At 40.8% G+C, this 21,301-nt stretch carries 21 protein-coding genes and 1 riboswitch; of the genes, 9 read left to right on the forward strand and 12 right to left on the reverse strand.

Annotated features, from left to right (window positions below):
- Nucleotides 1-474: 474 nt before the first annotated feature.
- From J2T13_RS09495 to nagA, 3 genes are read left to right on the forward strand one after another with little or no spacing between them, the layout of a single operon-like run.
- The gene (locus J2T13_RS09495; RefSeq protein ID WP_429370599.1) at nucleotides 475-1,353 is read left to right on the forward strand and encodes a MurR/RpiR family transcriptional regulator; all 879 of its coding nucleotides are present in this window, start codon (nucleotides 475-477) and stop codon (nucleotides 1,351-1,353) included.
- Nucleotides 1,353-2,078, forward strand: coding sequence for a glucosamine-6-phosphate deaminase (gene nagB, locus J2T13_RS09500; RefSeq protein ID WP_429370601.1), 726 nt, complete (start codon nucleotides 1,353-1,355; stop codon nucleotides 2,076-2,078). The genes J2T13_RS09495 and nagB overlap by 1 nt, the downstream gene beginning before the upstream one ends.
- A complete protein-coding gene (gene nagA / locus J2T13_RS09505; protein WP_429370603.1) occupies nucleotides 2,078-3,253 on the forward strand; it encodes an N-acetylglucosamine-6-phosphate deacetylase in 1,176 nt (391 codons plus the stop codon). Before nagB ends, nagA begins: the two co-directional genes overlap by 1 nt.
- A 308-nt stretch (nucleotides 3,254-3,561) precedes the next feature.
- On the opposite strand, the gene map is transcribed toward nagA, so the two are convergent.
- On the reverse strand, nucleotides 3,562-4,305 hold the full coding sequence (gene map, locus J2T13_RS09510) for a type I methionyl aminopeptidase (protein WP_429370605.1): 744 nt from the start codon (nucleotides 4,303-4,305) through the stop codon (nucleotides 3,562-3,564).
- Nucleotides 4,306-4,725: 420 nt separating this feature from the next.
- On the opposite strand from map, the gene J2T13_RS09515 reads away from it, so the two are divergent.
- From J2T13_RS09515 to J2T13_RS09525, 3 genes are read left to right on the forward strand one after another with little or no spacing between them, the layout of a single operon-like run.
- The gene (locus J2T13_RS09515; RefSeq protein WP_429370829.1) at nucleotides 4,726-5,055 is read left to right on the forward strand and encodes a PadR family transcriptional regulator; all 330 of its coding nucleotides are present in this window, start codon (nucleotides 4,726-4,728) and stop codon (nucleotides 5,053-5,055) included.
- Nucleotides 5,048-6,271: a DUF2812 domain-containing protein gene (locus tag J2T13_RS09520; protein ID WP_429370607.1), complete on the forward strand. Its 1,224-nt coding sequence runs from the start codon at nucleotides 5,048-5,050 to the stop codon at nucleotides 6,269-6,271. The genes J2T13_RS09515 and J2T13_RS09520 overlap by 8 nt, the downstream gene beginning before the upstream one ends.
- Nucleotides 6,272-6,284: 13 nt before the next feature.
- Nucleotides 6,285-6,956 carry a spermine/spermidine synthase gene (locus J2T13_RS09525; protein ID WP_429370609.1) on the forward strand — a complete coding sequence of 224 codons (672 nt, stop codon included), beginning with the start codon at nucleotides 6,285-6,287 and terminating at the stop codon, nucleotides 6,954-6,956.
- A 2-nt stretch (nucleotides 6,957-6,958) separates the two neighbouring features.
- On the opposite strand, the gene J2T13_RS09530 is transcribed toward J2T13_RS09525, so the two are convergent.
- The gene (locus J2T13_RS09530) at nucleotides 6,959-7,444 is read right to left on the reverse strand and encodes a GNAT family N-acetyltransferase (protein WP_429370610.1); all 486 of its coding nucleotides are present in this window, start codon (nucleotides 7,442-7,444) and stop codon (nucleotides 6,959-6,961) included.
- Between the two features lie 167 nt (nucleotides 7,445-7,611).
- Between J2T13_RS09530 and xerS the strand changes: the two genes are divergently transcribed.
- The gene (gene xerS, locus J2T13_RS09535; protein ID WP_429370612.1) at nucleotides 7,612-8,694 is read left to right on the forward strand and encodes a tyrosine recombinase XerS; all 1,083 of its coding nucleotides are present in this window, start codon (nucleotides 7,612-7,614) and stop codon (nucleotides 8,692-8,694) included.
- Between the two features lie 151 nt (nucleotides 8,695-8,845).
- Here the strand turns inward: xerS and J2T13_RS09540 are convergent, their stop codons facing one another.
- The 8 genes from J2T13_RS09540 to J2T13_RS09575 all read right to left on the reverse strand — a co-directional run bounded on the left by J2T13_RS09540 (nucleotide 8,846) and on the right by J2T13_RS09575 (nucleotide 14,966).
- The gene (locus J2T13_RS09540; RefSeq protein WP_429370614.1) at nucleotides 8,846-10,120 is read right to left on the reverse strand and encodes a molybdopterin molybdotransferase MoeA; all 1,275 of its coding nucleotides are present in this window, start codon (nucleotides 10,118-10,120) and stop codon (nucleotides 8,846-8,848) included.
- A gap of 183 nt (nucleotides 10,121-10,303) precedes the next feature.
- Nucleotides 10,304-11,056, reverse strand: coding sequence for a DUF4247 domain-containing protein (locus J2T13_RS09545; RefSeq protein WP_429370616.1), 753 nt, complete (start codon nucleotides 11,054-11,056; stop codon nucleotides 10,304-10,306).
- Between the two features lie 11 nt (nucleotides 11,057-11,067).
- Complete coding sequence (locus tag J2T13_RS09550) at nucleotides 11,068-11,574, reverse strand: DUF4178 domain-containing protein (protein WP_429370618.1); 507 nt, start codon at nucleotides 11,572-11,574, stop codon at nucleotides 11,068-11,070.
- A 79-nt stretch (nucleotides 11,575-11,653) separates the two neighbouring features.
- Nucleotides 11,654-12,055, reverse strand: a complete 402-nt coding sequence (locus tag J2T13_RS09555) for a DUF350 domain-containing protein (protein WP_429370619.1) — start codon at nucleotides 12,053-12,055, stop codon at nucleotides 11,654-11,656.
- Nucleotides 12,056-12,183: 128 nt separating this feature from the next.
- Nucleotides 12,184-12,855 carry a PspA/IM30 family protein gene (locus J2T13_RS09560; RefSeq protein ID WP_429370621.1) on the reverse strand — a complete coding sequence of 224 codons (672 nt, stop codon included), beginning with the start codon at nucleotides 12,853-12,855 and terminating at the stop codon, nucleotides 12,184-12,186.
- Nucleotides 12,856-12,967: 112 nt separating this feature from the next.
- Nucleotides 12,968-13,306 carry a hypothetical protein gene (locus J2T13_RS09565; protein ID WP_429370622.1) on the reverse strand — a complete coding sequence of 113 codons (339 nt, stop codon included), beginning with the start codon at nucleotides 13,304-13,306 and terminating at the stop codon, nucleotides 12,968-12,970.
- Nucleotides 13,307-13,348: 42 nt separating this feature from the next.
- A complete protein-coding gene (locus tag J2T13_RS09570; RefSeq protein ID WP_429370623.1) occupies nucleotides 13,349-14,281 on the reverse strand; it encodes a dihydroorotate dehydrogenase in 933 nt (310 codons plus the stop codon).
- Nucleotides 14,274-14,966, reverse strand: coding sequence for a dihydroorotate dehydrogenase electron transfer subunit (locus J2T13_RS09575; RefSeq protein ID WP_429370624.1), 693 nt, complete (start codon nucleotides 14,964-14,966; stop codon nucleotides 14,274-14,276). The genes J2T13_RS09570 and J2T13_RS09575 overlap by 8 nt, the downstream gene beginning before the upstream one ends.
- A 693-nt stretch (nucleotides 14,967-15,659) precedes the next feature.
- Between J2T13_RS09575 and J2T13_RS09580 the strand changes: the two genes are divergently transcribed.
- Nucleotides 15,660-16,517 (forward strand): polysaccharide deacetylase family protein, encoded by an 858-nt coding sequence (locus J2T13_RS09580; protein ID WP_429370626.1) that lies wholly within the window; start codon nucleotides 15,660-15,662, stop codon nucleotides 16,515-16,517.
- 94 nt (nucleotides 16,518-16,611) lie between these two features.
- Here J2T13_RS09580 and J2T13_RS09585 read toward each other — a convergent pair whose 3' ends face one another.
- Nucleotides 16,612-17,289, reverse strand: coding sequence for a 3D domain-containing protein (locus J2T13_RS09585; RefSeq protein WP_429370628.1), 678 nt, complete (start codon nucleotides 17,287-17,289; stop codon nucleotides 16,612-16,614).
- A riboswitch (cyclic di-AMP (ydaO/yuaA leader) is annotated at nucleotides 17,290-17,472 on the reverse strand.
- Between the two features lie 224 nt (nucleotides 17,473-17,696).
- Between J2T13_RS09585 and ppk1 the strand changes: the two genes are divergently transcribed.
- Nucleotides 17,697-19,808, forward strand: coding sequence for a polyphosphate kinase 1 (gene ppk1 / locus J2T13_RS09590; protein ID WP_429370630.1), 2,112 nt, complete (start codon nucleotides 17,697-17,699; stop codon nucleotides 19,806-19,808).
- Here the strand turns inward: ppk1 and J2T13_RS09595 are convergent.
- Complete coding sequence (locus J2T13_RS09595) at nucleotides 19,759-21,285, reverse strand: Ppx/GppA family phosphatase (RefSeq protein ID WP_429370632.1); 1,527 nt, start codon at nucleotides 21,283-21,285, stop codon at nucleotides 19,759-19,761. The two genes, ppk1 and J2T13_RS09595, sit on opposite strands and share 50 nt — an antisense overlap.
- Between the last annotated feature and the right edge of the window lie 16 nt (nucleotides 21,286-21,301).

Consider the following 21,301-nt stretch of genomic DNA (forward strand, 5'->3'; position numbering starts at 1 on the left):
TTCAATGGCAGTACAATCTAGTTTTTTTCAGCCAAATTGTAAATTGGGATTGCTACGTGCTCGTATTAACGAATCAAGTCTTTCAAGAAACTCATTCGGTATTGTTGTCTTGGTCGCCCCCGCGACGTCGTCAACCCCGCAATAAATTAACCTGCCGTTGCTTGTTTTATTGTAGCTTATAAACGATATGAAGTGTCCCCTTTACCTATTTAAAGACAATTTATTCACCACCGACCCCTGAATACGTGAAAAATCAGTTATGTAATGTCATGTAAAATAACGCAAAATATGTAATCGCTTTAATTCACAATTCGGATACATAAGGTTTAAGTTGCTTATAATAATAGTGATAAATGTTGCTTCCATAGAAAAGTTATATTATGATGAGTTTGAAAATAATTTTCCTTAAAATAGACATATTTACTGAAATAATTTTAACGGTAGAAATAAATAATACTATCAAGGAGGTGTTCAATGGCTGCTATCCTTCATACCATCCAAGGTCAGTTAAATAAACTGTCCCCTTTAGAACGCAAACTTGCGGAACACATTCTAGCTGCTCCTAGTGAAATTGTTCATATAGGTATTACGGAATTATCAGAACAATGTGCTATAAGTCCAGCTACGATCACAAGGTTCTGCAAGGTTTTCCATTTCAAAGGGTTTCCTGACTTCAAAGTACATCTAGCCTCCGAAATAGCACAAAGTGGATCGGACGATCCCTCTCACTCTTCTGCATATCAAGATATTGTTGCAGGGAATCCATTATCTCTTATTGTTGAGGCCATGCAAGCGAATCATCTAGCATCCATTAGGGACACAACTTCTCTTTTAGACCTAACTAAACTCACCAAAGTTGTAGATCTGCTATGCGGAGCAAAGAGAATTGATCTCTATGGGATGGCAACTTCCTCTGTTGTAGCTCAGGACTTCTATCAAAAATTGATTCGTATCGGTGTGAACTGTACTGCCTTTGCAGATTCCCATATGCAGATTACTTCAGCATCTACCCTAGGAGCGAATGATGTCGCTTTTGCTATATCCTATTCTGGGGAGACGCCTGAAACGATTGATGCTTTACGTTGCGCATCCAATCATGGTGCATCTACGATTTCCCTTACTTCTTTTGGCAGTAATACACTAGCTTCACTTGCTAATCTCCCTCTCTTCTCATCTTCACTAGAACACGGAATGAGACGCGGGGACATGGCATCGCGCATTGCACAATTACACATTATAGATATCCTATTTACCGGAATGCTCAGTCAACAATTTGGCAACTTTATACCTAAGCTCGAACAATCTTATAACGACGTTCAACATTACCGCAATCATCGAGGAGGCAATTCATAATGAATATACTTACATTCAATCAAGAGGAAGATTTCGTACAAGCAGGCACCAATCTGATCGTTAGTCTTTTACAAAGTAATCCGAGGGCTGTTCTCGGGCTCGCTACAGGTAGTTCTCCCCTAGGAATCTATGCAAGATTGGCGAAAATGTATGCCAAAGGCCTCGTTAGTTTTGCCGAAGCTTCTTCTTATAATCTTGATGAATATGTAGGGCTCTCTGAGGATCATCCGCAGAGCTATCATAACTTTATGAACCACAATCTGTTCCAGCATATCGACTTGGATCCAAGTCGAATTCATATCCCTAACGGAAACGCTGAAGATCTGGAAGCAGAGTGTCAATCTTACGACAACCTACTTGAGGAGAACGGACCTATTGATCTACAGCTTCTAGGAATCGGTCATAATGGGCATATTGGATTCAATGAACCGAGTGACCATCTTAATGGTAGCACCCATGTAGTCGATTTGTTAGATGAGACACTTGCTGCGAACGCTCGCTTCTTTACTTCCATGGATGATGTACCTAAACAGGCCGTGACGATGAGTGTAGGTAGCATTTTGAAAGCTCGACAAATTGTGTTACTTGCCCGTGGTGCTGAGAAGGCAGAAGCGATCAAAGCCGCAGTTCACGGCCCAATCACAACGCAATGCCCTGCTTCCTTGCTTCAATGTCACCCTAACGTCATCCTTTTACTAGATCAAGCTGCTGGGAGACTACTCTAATGACACATGTTACGGAACAGCTTCTATACGGAAAAGTACTGACGCCGCATGGACTGATTGAAGATGGAGTTATCGCCATATCTGGAGCAACCATTTGTTATGCCGGCGAGAAAAAAGATTTACCCTCAACTTATACAGATTGGAAGTCCCTATCAGATGACGTGGGAGGGCTTCTCATCCCTGGATTCGTAGATGTACACGTTCACGGTGGAGCGGGACATGACTTCATGGATAGCGACCGTGAGACCTTAAATGCCATCACACGCTTCCATAGTTCGCAAGGAACGACAACGATGCTAGCCACAACGATGACTGCTCCTAAACATGCGATTGATCATGTGCTACATGAAGTGAATGCTTACCGATCAGAGTTCATGCCTTACACCCAATTAGCAGGAGTTCATCTGGAAGGACCCTTCATCAGTCCTAAATGGCCAGGAGCACAAAATCCTGATCATATCGTCCTTCCTACCGTAAGCTGGCTAGAAGAATGGGAACAGCAATACCCTAATCTTATTCGTCAAGTCACGCTTGCTCCTGAGCGTGAGGGCGCTCTTGAAGTCATCTCATGGTTGCGAGACAAAGGTATAACTGCCGCTCTTGGTCATACGGATGCAACATACGAACAAGTCATTCTAGCTGTTGAGGCAGGTCTTAATCAGGCTGTACACGCCTTCAACGCGATGACACCCCTACATCACCGCAAACCCGGTACTGCAGGAGCAGTCCTGAGCGATAACAGGATTGCAGCAGAAGTGATTGCAGACGGTATCCATGTTCATCCTGCTGTTATGTCTATCCTGGCACGACTGAAAACATCAGCTAATCTGATCCTTATCACTGATGCTATGTCAGCAGCTGGCCTTGGTGATGGCGAGTATACACTAGGTGATCAACCCGTGAATGTATCTGGAGGAGTTGCGACACTTAAGGATAACGATGGAGCACTTGCCGGAAGTACATTAACCATGATTCGTGGATTTCGTAATCTGATATCTGAGGTCGGATTAACCCTAGAAGAAGCTTCCCAAGCTGCCAGTCTAAACCCTGCAATCTCACTTGGATTAGATCAACAGATTGGAACGCTTGAATCTGGGAAACAGGCCGATATTCTTTTGTTGGATGGCGATCTAAACATTCGTAACGTATATGTTCAAGGAAGACAAATCGTATAAACGTCAATCCATCGTTTTCATGACAAAAAATAATGAAACTATCTCTCACCAGTGGGTGGACGGATGGTTGTGTTTTTTTCATGGATGGGGTACAAGATTCCTTTATTCAAACTAGAGACGAGTATCAGATGATTGCGTTCGAAATGATTAGATACTGATATATAAACTATTGTGAATTATTCATATGATGATATATGGTCTATAGTGTGCGTAGTCTGCTGTCCGACATAACCAAAAACAACAGCCTATAACCTAATTACAAAGGTTCAGACTGTTGTTGTGCAGTTATTTAACATTACATTTAAATTTCAGGCAACCGTCACAATGATAGGTTGGCTTTTTGTTATAATTATGGTGTGTTCATGCTGTGCTACAAAGCTATTGTCAGGAACACTTAACGTCCATCCATCATTCTGTTCAACAGCGTACTCAGCACCGGTTGATAGGAACGGTTCAATCGTAATGACTAAACCTTCTTTCAATATGCGTTTATCGTGTTTATTATAAAAGGGGAGAATTTCTGGTGATTCGTGTATAGATCTTCCCACGCCGTGACTACACAAATTTTTGATCACTTTATACCCCCCCTTTTCAGCTTCGGATTGCATGATCCTGCCAATTTCGTTTAGCTTTACACCATGCTTAAGTGAGGATATCACTTTCATCATCGTATCATGAGTGTACTGGCAGAGACGAGTTAAAGACAGGTTATATGGAGCTATTTGAAAAGAGTGCCCTGTGTCCGCGACATACCCATCCTTTTCAGCGCTAACATCGATGTTTATTAGGTCACCTTCTTGAATTTTCCTTTCACTCGGTATTCCATGAGCTACTTCCTGATTAATACTAATACATGTGTAACCTGGAAAGTTGAATGTTTTTTGGGGCGAAGATACAGCACCACGACTCTTCAAATATAAGCCGCCCAGCTCATCCAATTCCTGTGTAGTCATTCCAACACGTACATTACGTTTCATTTCTTTAATCGTCGAAGCCACGATATGGCCAATTTCCTTAAGTCTATCTATGTCATTCTGCGAATCTACGGTCATAAAACAAACCTCCATTATTTATATTTATTGTAATACACTATACTCTGTAACTCTCCACATTCCAAGATCTCGCCAAAAGGCGATAACGACCTCTTTAGCCTTTCATTTAGTTTGCGTAATTATTATTATGTAAACTAAATGATTATTTTCTTCTTTAGAATCTCTTGAAGGAAAACCCACCTTTTCATAACAAAACACCTAAATATGATGATTATCATGAAAATAGAGTAGATATCTCCGGTTTTGTTGTTATGAATTTTTCATATGATGTATTTTTATACTACTGTCACGAGACATTGATCATTAATTATTTTGCATAATAGGTCGCGTCGTGATATAGTCATGTTATGACATATTCCATTGTGACATATATTATTATAATAACAAGACAGCAAGACTAAAGGAGTGATCGTCGTGGACATGATTGAAAAGGTACTGAAAAAATATGTACCCATGACAGAAACAGCATTTTATATTCTCCTCTCCTTAACAAAACCACTTCATGGATATGGAATTGTTAAACATGTAGAGGAAATTTCGAGATCACGGATTCGATTAGGATCTGGTACGGTTTACGGAACGCTAACAAAAATGCAGAAAGATGGGATTATTACTGTATTTGCTGATGAGGAGCGAAGAACCGTTTATGAAATTACAGAAACCGGAAAAAAGTTAATCACGGTTGAGATAAATAGACTCAAAGAGCTTCACCAGAACGCGTTAAAATACGAGGAGGATTTTAATGATTAAACAAGTATTTAGACCCTTCTGGAGCTATGATGTAAACAAAACAGAAGCATGGCTCTCGTCTATGGCGGAAAAGGGTTATTATTTGGTGAAATTGAATCGAGGCACGCGTTATTTCTACTTTATAAAAGGCGATCCTAAGAGAATAACCTATCGTATAGGGTTCAATAAAATGCACAGTGATTCACTGTCAAAGGCTTTATTAGATGATGGTTGGAACAAGGTTTGGCAAAGCGGGCATTGGTATGTACTGTCGAATGAACATTCTTTTGAACAAATAAAGACCTCCCCTGTTCGTGAGGGAATCATCAAACATAATAGAGTGATTATGTACATTTTCGGTAGTGTTTTAATATATATGACCACTATGGCTATCTTTTTTGTTACTATAATTAGCTTAGTTATGTTTTCCCAGGATGAACCCATAAGAGTTGGTGAACAAGTTGGTAGAAGCCCCTATTGGTTTTTAACATATCTATATGCGATCCCTTCATTATCCCTTTGGATTCTTAGTATCTATTCTGTTGTCAAAATCAATAAAACCAACAAGAAATTACGAAGTGAAAACGTACAACAAAACAATCCTCATGAGATGAATTCAGATGAAAGAAGAATAAGTAAAGCTGAAAAAAAACAGTTGAAACGTTCAGGTCAAATGATTGTTAAACGAAGGTTTGGCTGGATGTATGCTCCGGATAAGCTTGAGCAGTGGCTAGAAACCATGGAAGAACAAGGTTATAACCTTTATCGTATGAGCAGAACAGGAACCGTTTTTCATTTTATAGTAGGTCGCTCACGCAAAGTAAGTTATTGTGCTGATTTTCAAAATATTGCCGATAAAAGCTACAATGACATACACATAGATTCAGGCTGGAAGAGCGTATTTATTTCTAATTCACATTTTCAAAAATGGACCCTATGGAGCCGTGAATATTCAGACGACGAAGCACGACCACAGATTTACAGTGACAAATCACATCATGTAAAACATGCAAGACGCATAGCAATCTCCTATACATGTATATTTCTTCCTTTGATCATCGTTTATATTTTTAATATGGGTATAAATATGGAATTGAGGTTGGATAACAAAATAGGTACCCTGCAAATGTTGAGCATGATTTCACTTACCCTTGCTATCCTCACCATGGGTTCATATTTGATCAGAACATGGCTGTATTGCATGCGTCTTAGAAAACGTTATGACTACAATTTGTAAGGAGTGGATATTATTGAACGATCATGATTTACCCCCAGAAGTCATTGAAAAATATTCTACACCTCGTGGTGAAATCCAGCTACAGCGTAGAGGTCAATATTTTGAGATCATTAGTAACGGTACATTTCTTATGGCCACTTATAACGGTGAATCTGAGAAGCTTCTCATTAGCGAACCTCTGAAACGCAGCGATCACCCTAGTCACATTCTTATCGGAGGACTGGGTGTAGGGTTTAGCTTACAAGAAGCCCTTAAAGACCCTCGTGTAGAGCAAGTGACTGTGCTTGAAATCGAAGAAACCATTATTCAATGGAATCGAACCCTCTTATCTGCGGTATCAGAAGAATCTTCTTTTCATCCAAAAAGTAACATCATACATGCCGATTGCCTTGTGTGGTTAGCAGAGCATGATGATAAGTTCGACCTGATCTGTTTAGATATCGATAATGGTCCTGATTGGAATGTGTATGCTACGAATGAATCGCTCTATAGCGACTATGGCCTGTCCCTACTTGCTCGGCATTTGCAACCGGATGGATATCTATCTTTCTGGAGTGCAACGTCATCCCCAGAATTTGTGGATAGACTGAAATGTCATTTTCAACTCGTCGATATTCTGTATGTCCCTCAAGATCGTGGAGAGCCAGATGTTATTTTTCTCACTAAGGGTCCGATCACACAGTAACCTTAAGAATTGAAATATTGACTTAAATTGCCCTGCTCTGGGTGAATGATCTGTCTAAATTGCCCGTCGGTGTAATCTCTAATCACTTTCTGCCAAAAGACTTGCGCCGGCGCGTTACTTTTCACTTGAGTCACTTTCCAACTGCCTTTAAACTGACGAAAAAGCTCGTGCGCTGCCCATGTTCCAACTCCACCCCGACGATACTTCTTCATAATGAAAAACTCTGTCATATAATAGTTACTTTCTGCACTGTTGTGGTATTTATCAATTAATGCGAATCCCGCCGGTCTATTCGATACCTTAAATAAATATACAGTCTTGTCGTCCCCACTACTCCAGTAAGAATCTAGTTCTGGATAAGCTGGAAATAACCCATTGGTATTAACATCGATATTCAGATACTGTGTGAAATCATACAAGTAGAACTGCATCAAATGATCAATAACCTCTCTGCGCTCCATTGGAACTCTTTCTAGCCTCATATCCATATTTACCACCTCTTCAGATCTCATCTTTATCTCAGTAGAACCCTCATCATATAACCTTATCTTACTACGCCTAATGTATACGCCGACTTCACTGTACTATACAGGGCAGTTCCTCTCTCAATATGGTAGAATGAATAGAGAATCCTAACCAGCAAGAGGTGATGTCCATGAATATTCAGAAAGAAAGCGATCGCGTAAAATTAGATGGAAAAATACTTGGCATGCCTTGGTTTGTGCAGCAATTTATCGATTACAAGTTACCTGACCTATCTCCCTCTACCCTACTTGAGTATGTGCGAGATTACCAAACCTTCTTCAATTGGTTACGAGGAGAATTACTCTCTGAAGCTGACCATCATACCAAGATTACGCTTCAAGAACTTGAAATGTTACGTATGGAAAATATCGTGAGCTATAGGCTTTATTTAACGACTCGCCGTGAAGGTGCCAACAGTAGAGTAACCATATCTCGCAAGTTATCCTCACTTCGTTCGTTGTTTCATTATTTGAGTCAAATTGCTGAAGATGAAGACTTCTACCCGCTTCTCAAGCGCAATATTATGGCCAAAGTCGAAGTTAAACGTACACATAAGCCTAAGGATACGGCCGCGAAACTTAAAGGTAAAATACTAGAGGATGAAGAGATATTTGAATTTATAGCCTACATTTACGAAGGTTATGGTGTTGATATCGCTAGCAACAAGCAAGCTCTCTATTCCTACGAGCTGAATAAGGAACGTGATGCTTGTATTGCGAGTCTCATCTTGAACTCTGGTCTACGCGTCTCTGAGATCGTCAATTTGAATCTGGAGGATTTAGACTATAACAACAAGCTATTATACATTTTTCGTAAAGGTAACAATGACGAGACCTACAAATCACCCGTATATTTCCGCGAACAAGCGAAAGACGATCTAACCCTATACCTTGACCTACGACAAAGCAGATATAAAGCTCCGAAAAAGGAGAAAGCGCTCTTCTTAACGATCCCGAACGGTCAGTATGAAGGAAAACGTATGACCAAACGTGCCATTCAAGCCATGATTATTAAATATGCTCAACGGTTCGGTAAACCTTTTCTTACGGTTCATAAACTACGTCATTCTTTTGCTACCGATTATTATTTACAGAATGATATCTATAAAACCAAGGAGCAGTTAGGACACGCTTCTACCGAAACCACTGAGGTCTATGCCCATCTTACAGACAAAACGATGTCCGAGGCCATTGAACGTCGCAGTGAGCCTTAATTTATGCCTGATCACCCTTAGCTTAGAATGGGAGAGTGGCATCTACCAGAGTAGATAGATCTCTAACCTCCATGTGTTGTGATACGCGAGTTGTGATACGCGAAGCGTTCCTTTGTCGGTCATGATCACAGGCTGTCAACTCACTCGTCATTCACCCTTTATGTTCCGTCTTCAACACTATTATGGTTACCTTCACACCTGCTTTGAGGCCCTCTTGAGCAGGTGGAACAATAATGAAACAGTCACTATCTTTAATGGTAATCATCACCCCTGACTCATCTACACCCGTTGGAGTAGCAAACACAACACCCTCTCGAACTTGGATCTTAGCGCGCACGAATCTTGTAAAAGAGTTAATCTTATCGTAATCTGCACCTAAGGTTGCTGTCCACTCCGGTAAATATGGGTTAGGATCTAACATCATCATCCGAATACTAGGTCTCACAAACAATTCAAACCCTACAAAACAAGCACCAGGATTACCTGAGAGAGCAAACAAACATTTGCCATCTTTAATGGCTGCTGTCGATACGCTACCTGGACGCATGGACACTTTGTTATATAGCATCGTTACGCAATCTGTTCGTACTAAATCTCCCATAATATCATAGTCACCAACAGATACTCCACCACTTGTGACGACCATATCATATTCCATGAGCGCTTCTTCCACTTTACTTTGAGCTAAGGAGAGATCATCCATAATAGCATCAAGAATCACAGGTTCTCCACCTGCCTCAAGCACCTGAGAAGCAATCATATATGTATTACTATTACGAATTTTCCCTGGTTGGAGTGGTTCATCTATCTTCAACAACTCAGATCCAGTTGAGAAAATAGCAACCCGTGGGCGTCTATACACCTCTACCCGATGAATACCGAATGTTGCCAGCACAGATATTTCACCCGCTTCAATGGTATCCCCTTGTTTCAGAATTTCTTCTTCCGCCTGCAGTTCCAAACCGATCGGAGTAATACTGCTTCCCTGCTCTATATGTGTTGATAGTCCCGCCCAGGTTATTCCGTTCTTCTCACGAAGTTCAACCTTCTCAAACATGATTACAGCATCCGCACCTTCGGGAACCTGAGCTCCTGTCATAATACGTGCGGTTGTGCCAGGTGCAATCATCTTGTTTGATACAGTACCACAAGGTATGTCATCAATAACTTCAAGCCATACAGGTAGTTCGGAGCTGCATTGAATAGTATCCGTTGAGCAAATCGCATAACCATCCATCATGGAACGACGAAACGCTGGATAAGGATGCGGTGCCCTAATGGTCTGAGCCAACGTTCGTCCATGACTTTCTTGTAAATCTACACTTTCAATCTCAATAGGATGTATGTGTGAAGCAATCAAGTTCTGCGCTTCTCTAACCTTGATCGCTTTACGATTAAATTTAGAATGCTCTAATGAATGTACCAAGTTGTAACCTCCCCAGATTTGCTAAAGATTCTTGTTGATAACGTTGCTACTTCATTTATAGCAATAACCTAACAGAATGGCAACTTAGATGAGAGCACCGACACTCCCTAGATACAATAAAAAGCAGCATACGAAAGTTAATTACCTTCGCACACTGCTCTTGTTTATAGCGTGAACCACATTCTATCGTCGACCTCGCCTGCTGATCTTCCCCGAACCTATCCGCGTCTTAGGCTTCGTAATCGACCTCTTCGGAGAACTAAATATCGATCCCCCATCACTCTTACCTCTGGTTATACTTCCACCCTTAGAATCAGAGCCACTCGAGTTACGACTAAATATACTTCCACCTGTTCCGGCACTATCTGTGCTACTGCTCTTACCACGTCGTGTAATCCATCCTTTTTTCTCAACGGTCAGAGGTGGTGCTATCTTCTTATCATTCGCTGTAGGGGCACGGTATGTTCCCTGCTGCGGCTTATAGACATCCTTACTAGAATATCCGCGATAAGAACCCGAGCCTCCCAAAGAATCGAATAAATTACCTAATATACTCGCCGTAATATATCCCTGTAAAAAGCTAGAACTATAATTCTTCTGAACATATTCTTTCGAATCCACTTCGATTAGTGTATCTTCTTTATTATCTGGATCCTGTTGCAAATGATACCATTTGTCACTGTACACTAGGAACATCCGCTCGGAGTCTTCCTGTGAAATCTGATCTGGTGTCTTCTCGTCAGATAATCCTGTAGCTACTTCAGGTACAGTCTGACCAGCTGCACGATACACATACGATGTTGCACTTCCATCCTCATTTACGGATTCAAGCGGATAAGTATCTTTAACATTTGGTGCTCCACATCCACTTAGCAATGAAATTAGGAGACTCAGTACCAATAACAGCTTAATTGTAAGAAAAGAAGATTTCTTCACTTGTTTCACTCCTAGGTCGCTCGAATGACTTTGACATCTGCTGGTATCACATCTTCACCTTCATACATCATGAACCGGCCATTCTGCCATTCGATCCGCAAGAGAAAATTATCATCGGACTGATACTGCCATACATGCTGCTCTCCATCTTGCAGGAAAGGCACTCTTCCTTTCACAAGGACGTTCCCTTCATACTCTTCCTCTAAGTGATATGACTTGTCGTCTAAATCTAAGATAGATGGAACCTCCGCGGGATTATCTAATCTACCATCAATAGGATTGTATAGAGCGTACTGTACTCTTTCTCTTTCCTCGATATGAAGATAGGCGATATGTTGTCCGTCCTGCAAAGTCAACACGACGGCGTTACGCCCCCGGTTATGAACCCTACCTACCACTTCATAAGTAACAAGTGAAACTTCGCAAATATCGGTAGGGTTAAGTTTCAACATACTCTTTTCTTGAATGGGTGGTTCTGATTTCGAGAACAAATTTCCAATTCTTTTGAATATACTCATACGTTATGACTCCTCGCGTACCATACTTTAGAAATTGACAGATGATCAAACCAAGTGTAATAGAACTTGACAATCCGTTTTATAAACAAGCTGTAATAATAAGTGCTCCTACAATATGCAGTGAACCTGCAAATAAACCATATCCCACTTTACCTTGCTGTGTTCCTAAATCAAGCTCCAAGTTTGCCCATGCTCTAAGAATAAGACGCGCAATACTTTCAAGTATAAGAAGGATGATAAAAGAAACAATCGAAACTACAATGGCATCCATTAATACATTCGAAGTTGAGATGGATTCAGATAAAATATATCCCTGTGCAAACAGCTTCATAACCATACGTGTGGTGACGGCCATATTGCCAGCTTTCACTTCTTCAAAGTCCTTATACCGCGTAAACATTGAATCCACAAACATGAGTATAAATAGAAGAACCGCACCTACACCCGTCCAGACCAATACACCTAAAATATTAAAGTCCATCTAACTGCCTCCACATTCATCATGAAATACATCCCTAGCTTCATTCCATATAAAAGCGAAGGAGATCTAATGACTAAGATGTCTCCTTCGCTAAGAACAAGTTATGTGATTGGTTGTTATGTTATTACTTATTCCTTGTTATCATATTGCTTCAAGAGGTTCGCTAGTTCGTCTTCAACAGCTTGATCTTTGCTTAGGTTCTCAAACTCAGCATCTAGCGACTTTTCACTAGAAGCCAATTCATTACTTGCTTCGGCTTGAGCCTCCATATGAAGCATCTTATCTTCCATACGTTTCAGTCCACTGGCAGCTGAATCTGTACTGAAGCCTGTCATGGCTTTGTTAATTTCAGTCTGAGCTTTAGCAGCATTATAACGAGCTACTAACGTCTCGCGCTTGTTCTTCATTAATGTTAATTGCTTACGCATCTCATCTAACTTACCACGTAGGTTGTCTGCTGATGCTTTGTTCTGATCATAACTTGTTTTGTACTCTGCCATCTTGACCTCAGCAGCTTTCTTCTCTTCTAAAGCACGACGAGCAAGATCAATATTTTGAGCTTTGGCAGCTGTATGTGCTTGTTGTTCACGTTTGTTGACAAGCGCTTCTTGCTCTTCAAAAAGCTGTTTAAACTTCTTCTCAATTGCAATTTGCGCTGCGACTGCTTTCTCAGCATCTTCTAAATCTTCATGCATATCTCGAATATATTGATCCGTCATTTTAATTGGATCCTCAGCTTTATCAATAATGCTGTTAATATTCGACATCGTTAAATCGCGTAATCTTTTAAACATAGACATAATTTGTTTCCTCCTAGAGTTAGTTAATACTTCTTGATATGGTTTACGCACGAAAATAAAGAATGTTTCAACATTTCAACATTATACTAAGTAAATTTCTTCAATTTCGTTGTTATGCATTTAGTACCCGCTGTAAATACTCCTCCATTAAGTTATCAACTGAGGATACAACGGCATTAATCTGCTCTTTGGTTATATCATCATAATGTATTCCCGCTGCTACAGTAACCGTTCTACCTAATGCAGTTGCTGCTATACGTGCGCATTTCTCTACCAGCCGATGCTCTTCATGTGCTGGAACTCTAGAAGTCTGTACCTCAATCCCCTCAGTTCCTACATAAGCAGTGGCAACAGCTCCAATATGAGCTACTCCTCCTGTAATAATCAATAAGGTATCTCGGCCTACTGGAACTTCTACTAAAGTGATATCACCCGGATTATAGAGTTGCAACTTATCTCCGCCTTTCTATAGAGAAATGGTCATCATTCTATTCTATAGGATTCCGCGGATTTCGTCCAAATTGTTAATGTTCTCCTCTTGCATAAATTGAATTAATTCTTCAACAAGCTGCTCACCTGCTCGTAAATTCATGAAGTTATATGTCCCCACCTGAACGACAGAAGCTCCTGCCATAATGAATTCGATCATATCGGTTGCTGAAGTGATCCCACCCATGCCCATGATGGGAATTTCTACGTGCTTAGCCACTTGATGAACCATTCTTAGGGCAATCGGCTTGATCGCTGGACCGGAAAGCCCCGCATATACATTATTAAAAACGCTGGCACGACGACGTACATCAATCTTCATACCTGAAATCGTATTGATGAGCGAAATCGCATCTGCACCCTCATCTTCACACATCACAGCCATATCCACTAAATCTTCTGCATTAGGAGACAATTTCACAGTTAGGGGGAGTCTCGTTGCCTGTCTAACGGATCGGACGACCTCTCTAGCTGCTACTGTTTTCACACCATAAGCAATCCCGCCTTCTTTGACGTTAGGACAAGAAATATTCAGTTCAATCATATCTACTGCTTGTCTACCAAGCATTTGTCTTCGATCATGATCTTGCTGAATTAACATCGCCCCTTGAACATAATCATCCAGCGTATTACCTCCCAGATTAGCAATTCTTACGGTATCGAGAGACTCCCACTCGTTACATTCATGCTCTAGGAAATAAGGTATACCTGGATTCTCAAGTCCCACGCTGTTCAGCATTCCCGACGCTGTCTCATAGACACGTAGACCTTCATTGCCCGCTTTGGGATGTAAGGTAAGTCCTTTACCACTGATGCCACCTAACTTAGAAATGTCGTAAATCTTCCCGTACTCTCTCCCGAAACCAAATGTACCCGATGCCATGACTAGAGGATTCTTGAAAGATATCCCCGCTACATTGCAAGTTAAATCAATCATGGAATGTCACCTCCTGAGCTTCAAACACTGGACCCTCTGTGCATGCCTTTTTACGACCATCCAGGCAAGAGACGGTGCAGACAAGACATGCCCCAATCCCACATGCCATTCGATTCTCAAGCGAAATATACACCTTAGCTCGGCGACTAGACTGAAAGTATTTCGTCTGTACAGCCCGCATCATCGCGTGTGGTCCACAAGCCATAATCGTGTCATACTGCTCGAAATCGACATCATCAACTACAATCCCACCCACATTAATATGTAGAGAACTTGTAAGTTTACTGAAGGCATCCTGCAAATAAGCTTCTGTACTGAATCCAAGATAAATATCTGAATTTATTTGCTGCGCACAGTAGTAGAATGGGGCTATACCAATCCCACCGCCAATGAGCGCCACTCGTCCCTCTGCAACAGGAAATCCATTTCCAAAAGGCCCTTCCAGCTGTAGGGTATCACCTGAACGCAATGAAGCTAAGAGAGCCGTTCCTTCTCCAACAACCTGATACAGAAACTCTATACTTTCATCATCCTTATTAAATATGCTAATGGGTCTAGAGAGTAACGGGTAATGACCCCAAGCGCGTAACATATAGAATTGTCCCATGCTGCCTTCATAATTGCCTTCTACTCGTAACAAGTATACTTGTTCCGCTACTTTTACGTTGGATACTACCTTTCCCATATCTATAAACCTCCCATAGTAAACAATCCACTCTATTATGGCTTGACACTTTTATCAATGATAAAAAATTGATAATTAAGCTTCTTTAAACATGCCTTATCATATAGAAGTGGTCTGTGACTTTTTTCACTATAGTCGTGATGAGAACGCTCTCAGACGACAAATTTCGTCTCTTCACTCTATCCTCATTAGATCGGAAGCATATCTCGAGATTCTGCCTTCGGTTTACATGCTTTACAAACTCCTACTACCATTCCATTATCACTTGCGTAGAAAGTTAATTTGCTATTTTTTCTGCAATAGGTACATCTCTGTAACCCCCGCTTGCTATCCCTCTTCTGAAACTTAATGACATTTCCGCTCGGTTTCCTAGTTCTTGACCTAACGGATAATAACAAAACTAGTACAATAATGAACACAAAGATCGCTAACCAGATTAGTTTCACTGAGAACTCCCCTCCTTGACCCTATTTATTTAAATAAACCATGCTAAAGTTATCGTATTTGATGATCTGCATGGGCCTATGTCTCAAGCAAGTTCTGATTACAATTTAGAACCTTCATTATATCATCTAACTTCACGAAATAAATAAAGAACTACTTGATGTGTATAAGCATAATTCATACTCCATTCGGACATAACAAAAGAGATATTGGCCAACCAACCTTACATAACAAAGGAGATCATCAATTATGCTGAAAAGGTTACTTATATGTATAGTTCTTCTTTTTTCTATGTGTGAAGTGACTTTTGCATTGTCCATTTTACCTAATTCCTCGCCACCCCTGTCTCCAGAACAACCTGACACTTCAGTACCTGCTAACTCCGCAGGCGTCAAACCATCAGCTAGAGATAAGCAGATATCATCCTTAGCACAGCTATATCATAAATACCCTGAGACCATAAAAACAAGGGGAGAAAGAATTAAACAAATTGCTCTTACTTTTGACGACGCGCCTGACTCTAGATTTACAGCACAAGTGTTGGATGTGTTAGACAAACACCATGTAAAGGCAACCTTTTTTGTCATTGGTGAACGGGCTAAGAAGCATCCTGAGCTTGTGGCTCGAATGAATCGAGAAGGTCATTCTATCGGTAATCACTCGTATAATCATCCACAATTCAGTAAAATATCGTTCGATAGCTTTCAAGATCAGATTCTAAAGACAGAACAGATCATCCATCAAATCGTGGGGTACAGCCCTCGACTCATTAGACCACCCTACGGTGATATCACAGAATCCCAGCTGAAATGGGCTAAAGCACATGGATATAAAATAATTAATTGGAACGTGGACTCCTTAGATTGGAAGGGTCTTAGTAAAGAAGAGGTCAAGAAAAACATCCTGTCCTCTGTTGGTCCTGGCTCCATTATTCTTCAGCATGCAGGTGGTGGAGAAGGTTCCGATCTTAAAGGTAGCATTGAAGCTCTGCCTGAGGTCATTCAAGAACTAAGAGATAAAGGTTATACATTCGTTCTGGTTGCCGATATGCTTCATATTTCGATGAGTAAAGAAAAGACAACTTCACCGTCCTTAAAGAGAGAGTGAGTGTGTCTGTAAGGAATATTAGCCGTTAGAGAAACTTCATGTTATAAAAAGAGCCGCTCTCGAACGATCGAGAGCGGCTCCTAAAAATCAATATTTATTTGATAATATACAACTCAACATTTTGATATCCAAAATCACGAACAGTAGCTTGACTTCCAGGGATAAAAATATCAATCCGATGTCCCTTTATAGCTGAGCCAACATCTTTGGCTGTAGCCACAAATGCTTGTTTAGGGAGACCCGCATGATTATGTCCCGTTACTAACACTTTAGTGCCTAAAGGGATAATACTTGGATCTACAGCTAGAGTACCCAATTTCAGTGGATTACCGAAATAATCAACTGCGCCCCATTTCCCATTCTCGCTAGCAGCAGCTGAATACGCTGATGCTTTTACATTGATCGTCTTAGAATAGTTAAATACTTTGCCCCATGCTTCGACCTTACTATCTTCGGGTATAACATTAAGAAGGCTTGTTGTTGAAACTTGCTTCGCTGTGATTGGAGTCGCTGCAGAAGCTACAGATTGCTTAACCACTGTACTAGATGTTGGAATGCTAAGGTTCATACCTTCATAAATATTCGTAGCACTTACCTTAGGGTTAGCTTGAATCATCTTGTTTAAATCCACCTTGTATTCCTTTGTGAGACTATAAAAAGTATCTCCAGCGGTTGCGACATGAATCTGATCTGCGTGAACGGGAGCCACTTGCATTGCTGCTGAAATGCCTATAATGGCTGTCATTATTTTGATAGTAGAAAATTTCTTCATAGTTCCTCCTTATTTTGCCTGCGGAGTTAGCTGTCGGATTCGGATTAGGAAGTTCACCCTACACGCCCTATACGCGCGATTCACCCCAAGGAATCAGGAATAGCGATCAATCATCGTCCTGCGTTCCATCAATAAAGTCCCCCACACTTTTCCTTAATCAAAAAGTTTTGGCATGTATGAATATATCACAACTTTGTAACTATTACACATGAAATTGTTACCATTTTGATATTTATTTTTGTTTTTATTATTTTTTCTGTAGAATTTCATATACTAATTCGAGTGTATTATTCATTGTTTACACTGAGCTGATCATATTTAACATAGATTTTACAATTGTACATACCTAAATATAGTAGAATATTATTGAAACTAAATAACATATTGATTGACCTGTTGGGGGCACTATGATGGAAGAACAGAAAACAATAAACCGTACAACGACGTCCGTATACTTAAATCGTGATTTAAGCTGGGTTGAATTTAACTGGCGCGTTCTTCAAGAAGCACAGGATGCAGATCACCCGCTTCTAGAAAGAGCCAAATTTCTAGCCATTGTCTCGACAAATTTAGATGAGTTCATGAGCGTTCGCGTGGCTGGCATTCAAGATCAGATTAAGGCCGGTTATACTAAAAAGGATTTTACAGGTTATACACCCTCAGGATTATACAAACGCCTGATGAAACGAGTATCCAAAATGATTAGCGAGCAATACCGGACTTTTCGTGATATTTCACGACAATTAAGTAAAGAGGGAATCGTTTTTTCTAGCTATGAGGATTTGACCGCCGCTCAAAAACAAGCTATGGAACAATATTATCAAGATATCATCTTCCCTGTGTTAACACCTATGGCCGTTGACCAGAGTCGACCCTTTCCGCTTGTTCATAGCCAATATGTATATTTGTCAGTTGTGCTTAATCGACAAGAGAGTACCGAAGAAGATCCCTACTTCGCCATATTACAAATTCCATCTAATCTTGCGAGATGTATTCCACTACCTCATCGTACAAACAGCAAGAAGCGCCAATTCATTTTTATAGAAGAGGTCATCAAGCAGCATATTCATACTTTGTTTAGTGGATATGATCCCGTAGCGGTTCATGAGTTCCGGATAACACGTAATTCTGATCTCACGATTGATGAGGAAGGTGCCGAAGACTTGCTAGAGGAGATTGAGAAGGAACTCCGTAAACGTAGATGGGGAGCGCCTGTCCGGATGGAGGTTCAAAAAGGGATTCACCCTTATGCACTAAGTCAACTCCAAACAGAATTTGAAATTACTGATTTCATATTTGATATTGAAGGTCCTTTAGATCTCAGCTTTCTCCGAAATTTCGTGGGTTCGTTGAAAGGTTATCCTAAATTAATCTATGCACCTATTGAGCCCGTATATCCACCCGAATTTGAAGAAAATGAAGACTTTTTCCAAGTTCTCCATGAACGTGACGTTCTTGTCTATCATCCTTATGAATCTTTTGAATCCGTGACAGATTTCATCATTCAAGCTTCTGAGGATGAACATGTCATGGCGATTAAGATGACCCTGTATCGTGTGAGTGGTAACTCACCCTTGATTCAAGCCCTAGCTCTCGCGGCTGAATCAGGGAAACAAGTGACGGTCGTAGTGGAACTAAGAGCCCGATTTGATGAAGAGCGTAATATCGCTTGGGCTCGAAAACTTGAGAAATCAGGATGTCATGTTGTTTATGGTTTAGTGGGTCTAAAAACGCATGCGAAGATCACACTCGTCGTCCGTCAGGAAGGCAGTGAATTACGTCGATATGTCCACGTAGGTACGGGGAATTATAATGATAGTACCGCTAAGGTGTACACGGATTTAAGCCTGTTCACTTCCAATCACCTTATTGGTCTAGATGCGTCTGAGTTATTCAACCAAATCACCGGTTACTCAAGTAATCATGAGTGGGACGCTATTACTGTAGCTCCATCGAACATGAGTAATACCCTCTCCATGCTTATGCAGAGAGAAGCCGAACATGCTACAGCAGGTAGACCTGCAAAAATCATCGCCAAGATGAACTCACTATCTAACCAAGAAATGATTGACGAGCTGTATGACGCATCACAAGCCGGCGTTCAGATCGATCTGATTATACGTGGGGTGTGTTGTCTTCGTCCTGGAGTCCCTAACTTGAGTGAGCGTATTACGGTTCGAAGTATTGTAGATCGGTTTCTAGAGCATACGAGGATCTATTATTTTGAGAATGGGGGTAACCCGGAGCTCTGGATCTCTAGTGCAGATTGGATGACACGCAATTTAACTAGACGAATTGAGTTAATGTGTCCTGTCTACGATGATCATATCCGAAATTTAATTGTCCAAATTCTGGATCTATCCCTTAAAGATAATGTGAAGGCTAGATTTCTACAAAATAATGGAAACTATGAATTCAAAAACAAAGAACTAGCCCCCTTTAGGAGCCAGTTCGAAGCCATGGATGTTATCAAGTGGAAGGAAAGTCTATCTTCAATTTCAGATTCCATGCACTCTTAAACACTTTCATAGCACTTTCCATTTCTTCTTGTTCAATCCATGTCTCCGCATCGCTAATGACAGTAAGATGAAAGGTTTTGTTAACAACATTAGCTTGAATGGATTGAACCACTTGTGTCTCACTCTGATCTAGCGCAATACCTAGTTGCACCAGTGATCCTAATTTATGGATCCATTCTTCGTCGGAAGCCAGCAATATGTCCTTATATTCATGGGACAATTTCTGCTTCCGACTTTTTGTGTTATAAGAAGCAATTAGCGCGCACAGAATGATCTCTCGATGAGTCAGACCTCTAATGGAAGCATTCATCAGCCAATAATGAGTATGCCGATTATATTGATAATAATTAATATGTCCTCCTATCTGGTACAACATCGATGAGACATATAATAGCTTTTGGTGTTCTTCGAGCTGTCTGTCATCCTGTAGCGCCCTATAGAGCACCTGAACAAGTCCATACACATGATCCAAGTGCTTTCTTGATACTTCAGCTTCAAAAGTCAGTAAGGTGTTAATACTGTACTCTAGCGCGCTAGACTTCACCGCTCCCACAGGATCTATCAGATCATGCAGCATACCCTCGCGCAGTCCCTCTCCACTAATAAGACATCGATTGGCTTGGATGTAATGATATACGGTATGAAATATGATAAGTCCAGAAACGATAATGTCCGCTCTATTCTTTGAAAGTCCATCCACAAGCTTACGTTTCTCGAATGGCATGCTTGGAAGCAGCTCATACATGTCATTTACTTGTTCTGTATCCATCACATAGTTATGCGAATTAGGCATTGTATAATGGCGATTTTTTTGATCTATTTTTCCTAATGACCGGATGGTTCCGCCTAGTCCAAACACAGGTAAATCCGGACTCGATGTCATCCAATCGTTCTGTCGCAGTTTCTCGAGCACATAGGAACGTAATTCATGGATTTGTTCCTCGCTCCAGTTTCCATCATTACCAAATTCAACGTTCGTATTGACGGCTCCAAAAGGAAGTGAAATACTATCCTGGTACCTACGATTCTGAAATAGCGTAATTTCGGTACTTCCCCCACCAATATCAATAACAAAGCCATCTTGTATGTCAAAAGAATTAATAACACCTAGGAATCCAAAATAGGCTTCTTCTTTACCTGTAATGATCTTAATGTCAATCGACGACTCTCTGGAGAGAAATTCAATGATTTCAGTAGCGTTAGGTGCATTTCGAATGGCTGCTGTCGCTCCTGCACGGATCTGTTTGACCTCAAAAGTCGTACAGACACGCTTAAACTGTTTAAGAATTGGAATAATGGACCACAGCGCCTCTTCTTCCAATCGCCCCTCAGCTGTAATCTTTTCACTTAAGCGAGCTGCCTGTTTGCTTTCTTTGATCACTTTATAGCCCCCTTCGGGGGTCGTATCATAAATAACTAATCGAATAGAATTGGAGCCGATATCGATAATTCCGATCCGGTATGGTTTAACGATCATTTAGGCGTACTCCTTA

The organism is Paenibacillus sp. DS2015 (assembly GCF_050433705.1).
GTDB lineage: Bacteria > Bacillota > Bacilli > Paenibacillales > Paenibacillaceae > Paenibacillus_AQ.

Bases quoted from the DNA above. Each gene is read 5' to 3' on its own strand.
- xerS (WP_429370612.1), top strand. From the start codon at position 7,612: ATGAATATTCAGAAAGAAAGCGATCGCGTAAAATTAGATGGAAAAATA.
- J2T13_RS09585 (WP_429370628.1), bottom strand. From the start codon at position 17,289: ATGAAGAAATTTTCTACTATCAAAATAATGACAGCCATTATAGGCATT.
- J2T13_RS09595 (WP_429370632.1), bottom strand. From the start codon at position 21,285: ATGATCGTTAAACCATACCGGATCGGAATTATCGATATCGGCTCCAAT.
- J2T13_RS09560 (WP_429370621.1), bottom strand. From the start codon at position 12,855: ATGTCTATGTTTAAAAGATTACGCGATTTAACGATGTCGAATATTAAC.
- J2T13_RS09520 (WP_429370607.1), top strand. From the start codon at position 5,048: ATGATTAAACAAGTATTTAGACCCTTCTGGAGCTATGATGTAAACAAA.
- J2T13_RS09515 (WP_429370829.1), top strand. From the start codon at position 4,726: ATGATTGAAAAGGTACTGAAAAAATATGTACCCATGACAGAAACAGCA.
- J2T13_RS09555 (WP_429370619.1), bottom strand. From the start codon at position 12,055: ATGGACTTTAATATTTTAGGTGTATTGGTCTGGACGGGTGTAGGTGCG.
- J2T13_RS09495 (WP_429370599.1), top strand. From the start codon at position 475: ATGGCTGCTATCCTTCATACCATCCAAGGTCAGTTAAATAAACTGTCC.
- J2T13_RS09550 (WP_429370618.1), bottom strand. From the start codon at position 11,574: ATGAGTATATTCAAAAGAATTGGAAATTTGTTCTCGAAATCAGAACCA.
- map (WP_429370605.1), bottom strand. From the start codon at position 4,305: ATGACCGTAGATTCGCAGAATGACATAGATAGACTTAAGGAAATTGGC.
- J2T13_RS09575 (WP_429370624.1), bottom strand. From the start codon at position 14,966: ATGGGAAAGGTAGTATCCAACGTAAAAGTAGCGGAACAAGTATACTTG.
- J2T13_RS09530 (WP_429370610.1), bottom strand. From the start codon at position 7,444: ATGGATATGAGGCTAGAAAGAGTTCCAATGGAGCGCAGAGAGGTTATT.
- J2T13_RS09580 (WP_429370626.1), top strand. From the start codon at position 15,660: ATGCTGAAAAGGTTACTTATATGTATAGTTCTTCTTTTTTCTATGTGT.
- nagB (WP_429370601.1), top strand. From the start codon at position 1,353: ATGAATATACTTACATTCAATCAAGAGGAAGATTTCGTACAAGCAGGC.
- ppk1 (WP_429370630.1), top strand. From the start codon at position 17,697: ATGATGGAAGAACAGAAAACAATAAACCGTACAACGACGTCCGTATAC.
- J2T13_RS09570 (WP_429370623.1), bottom strand. From the start codon at position 14,281: ATGATTGATTTAACTTGCAATGTAGCGGGGATATCTTTCAAGAATCCT.
- nagA (WP_429370603.1), top strand. From the start codon at position 2,078: ATGACACATGTTACGGAACAGCTTCTATACGGAAAAGTACTGACGCCG.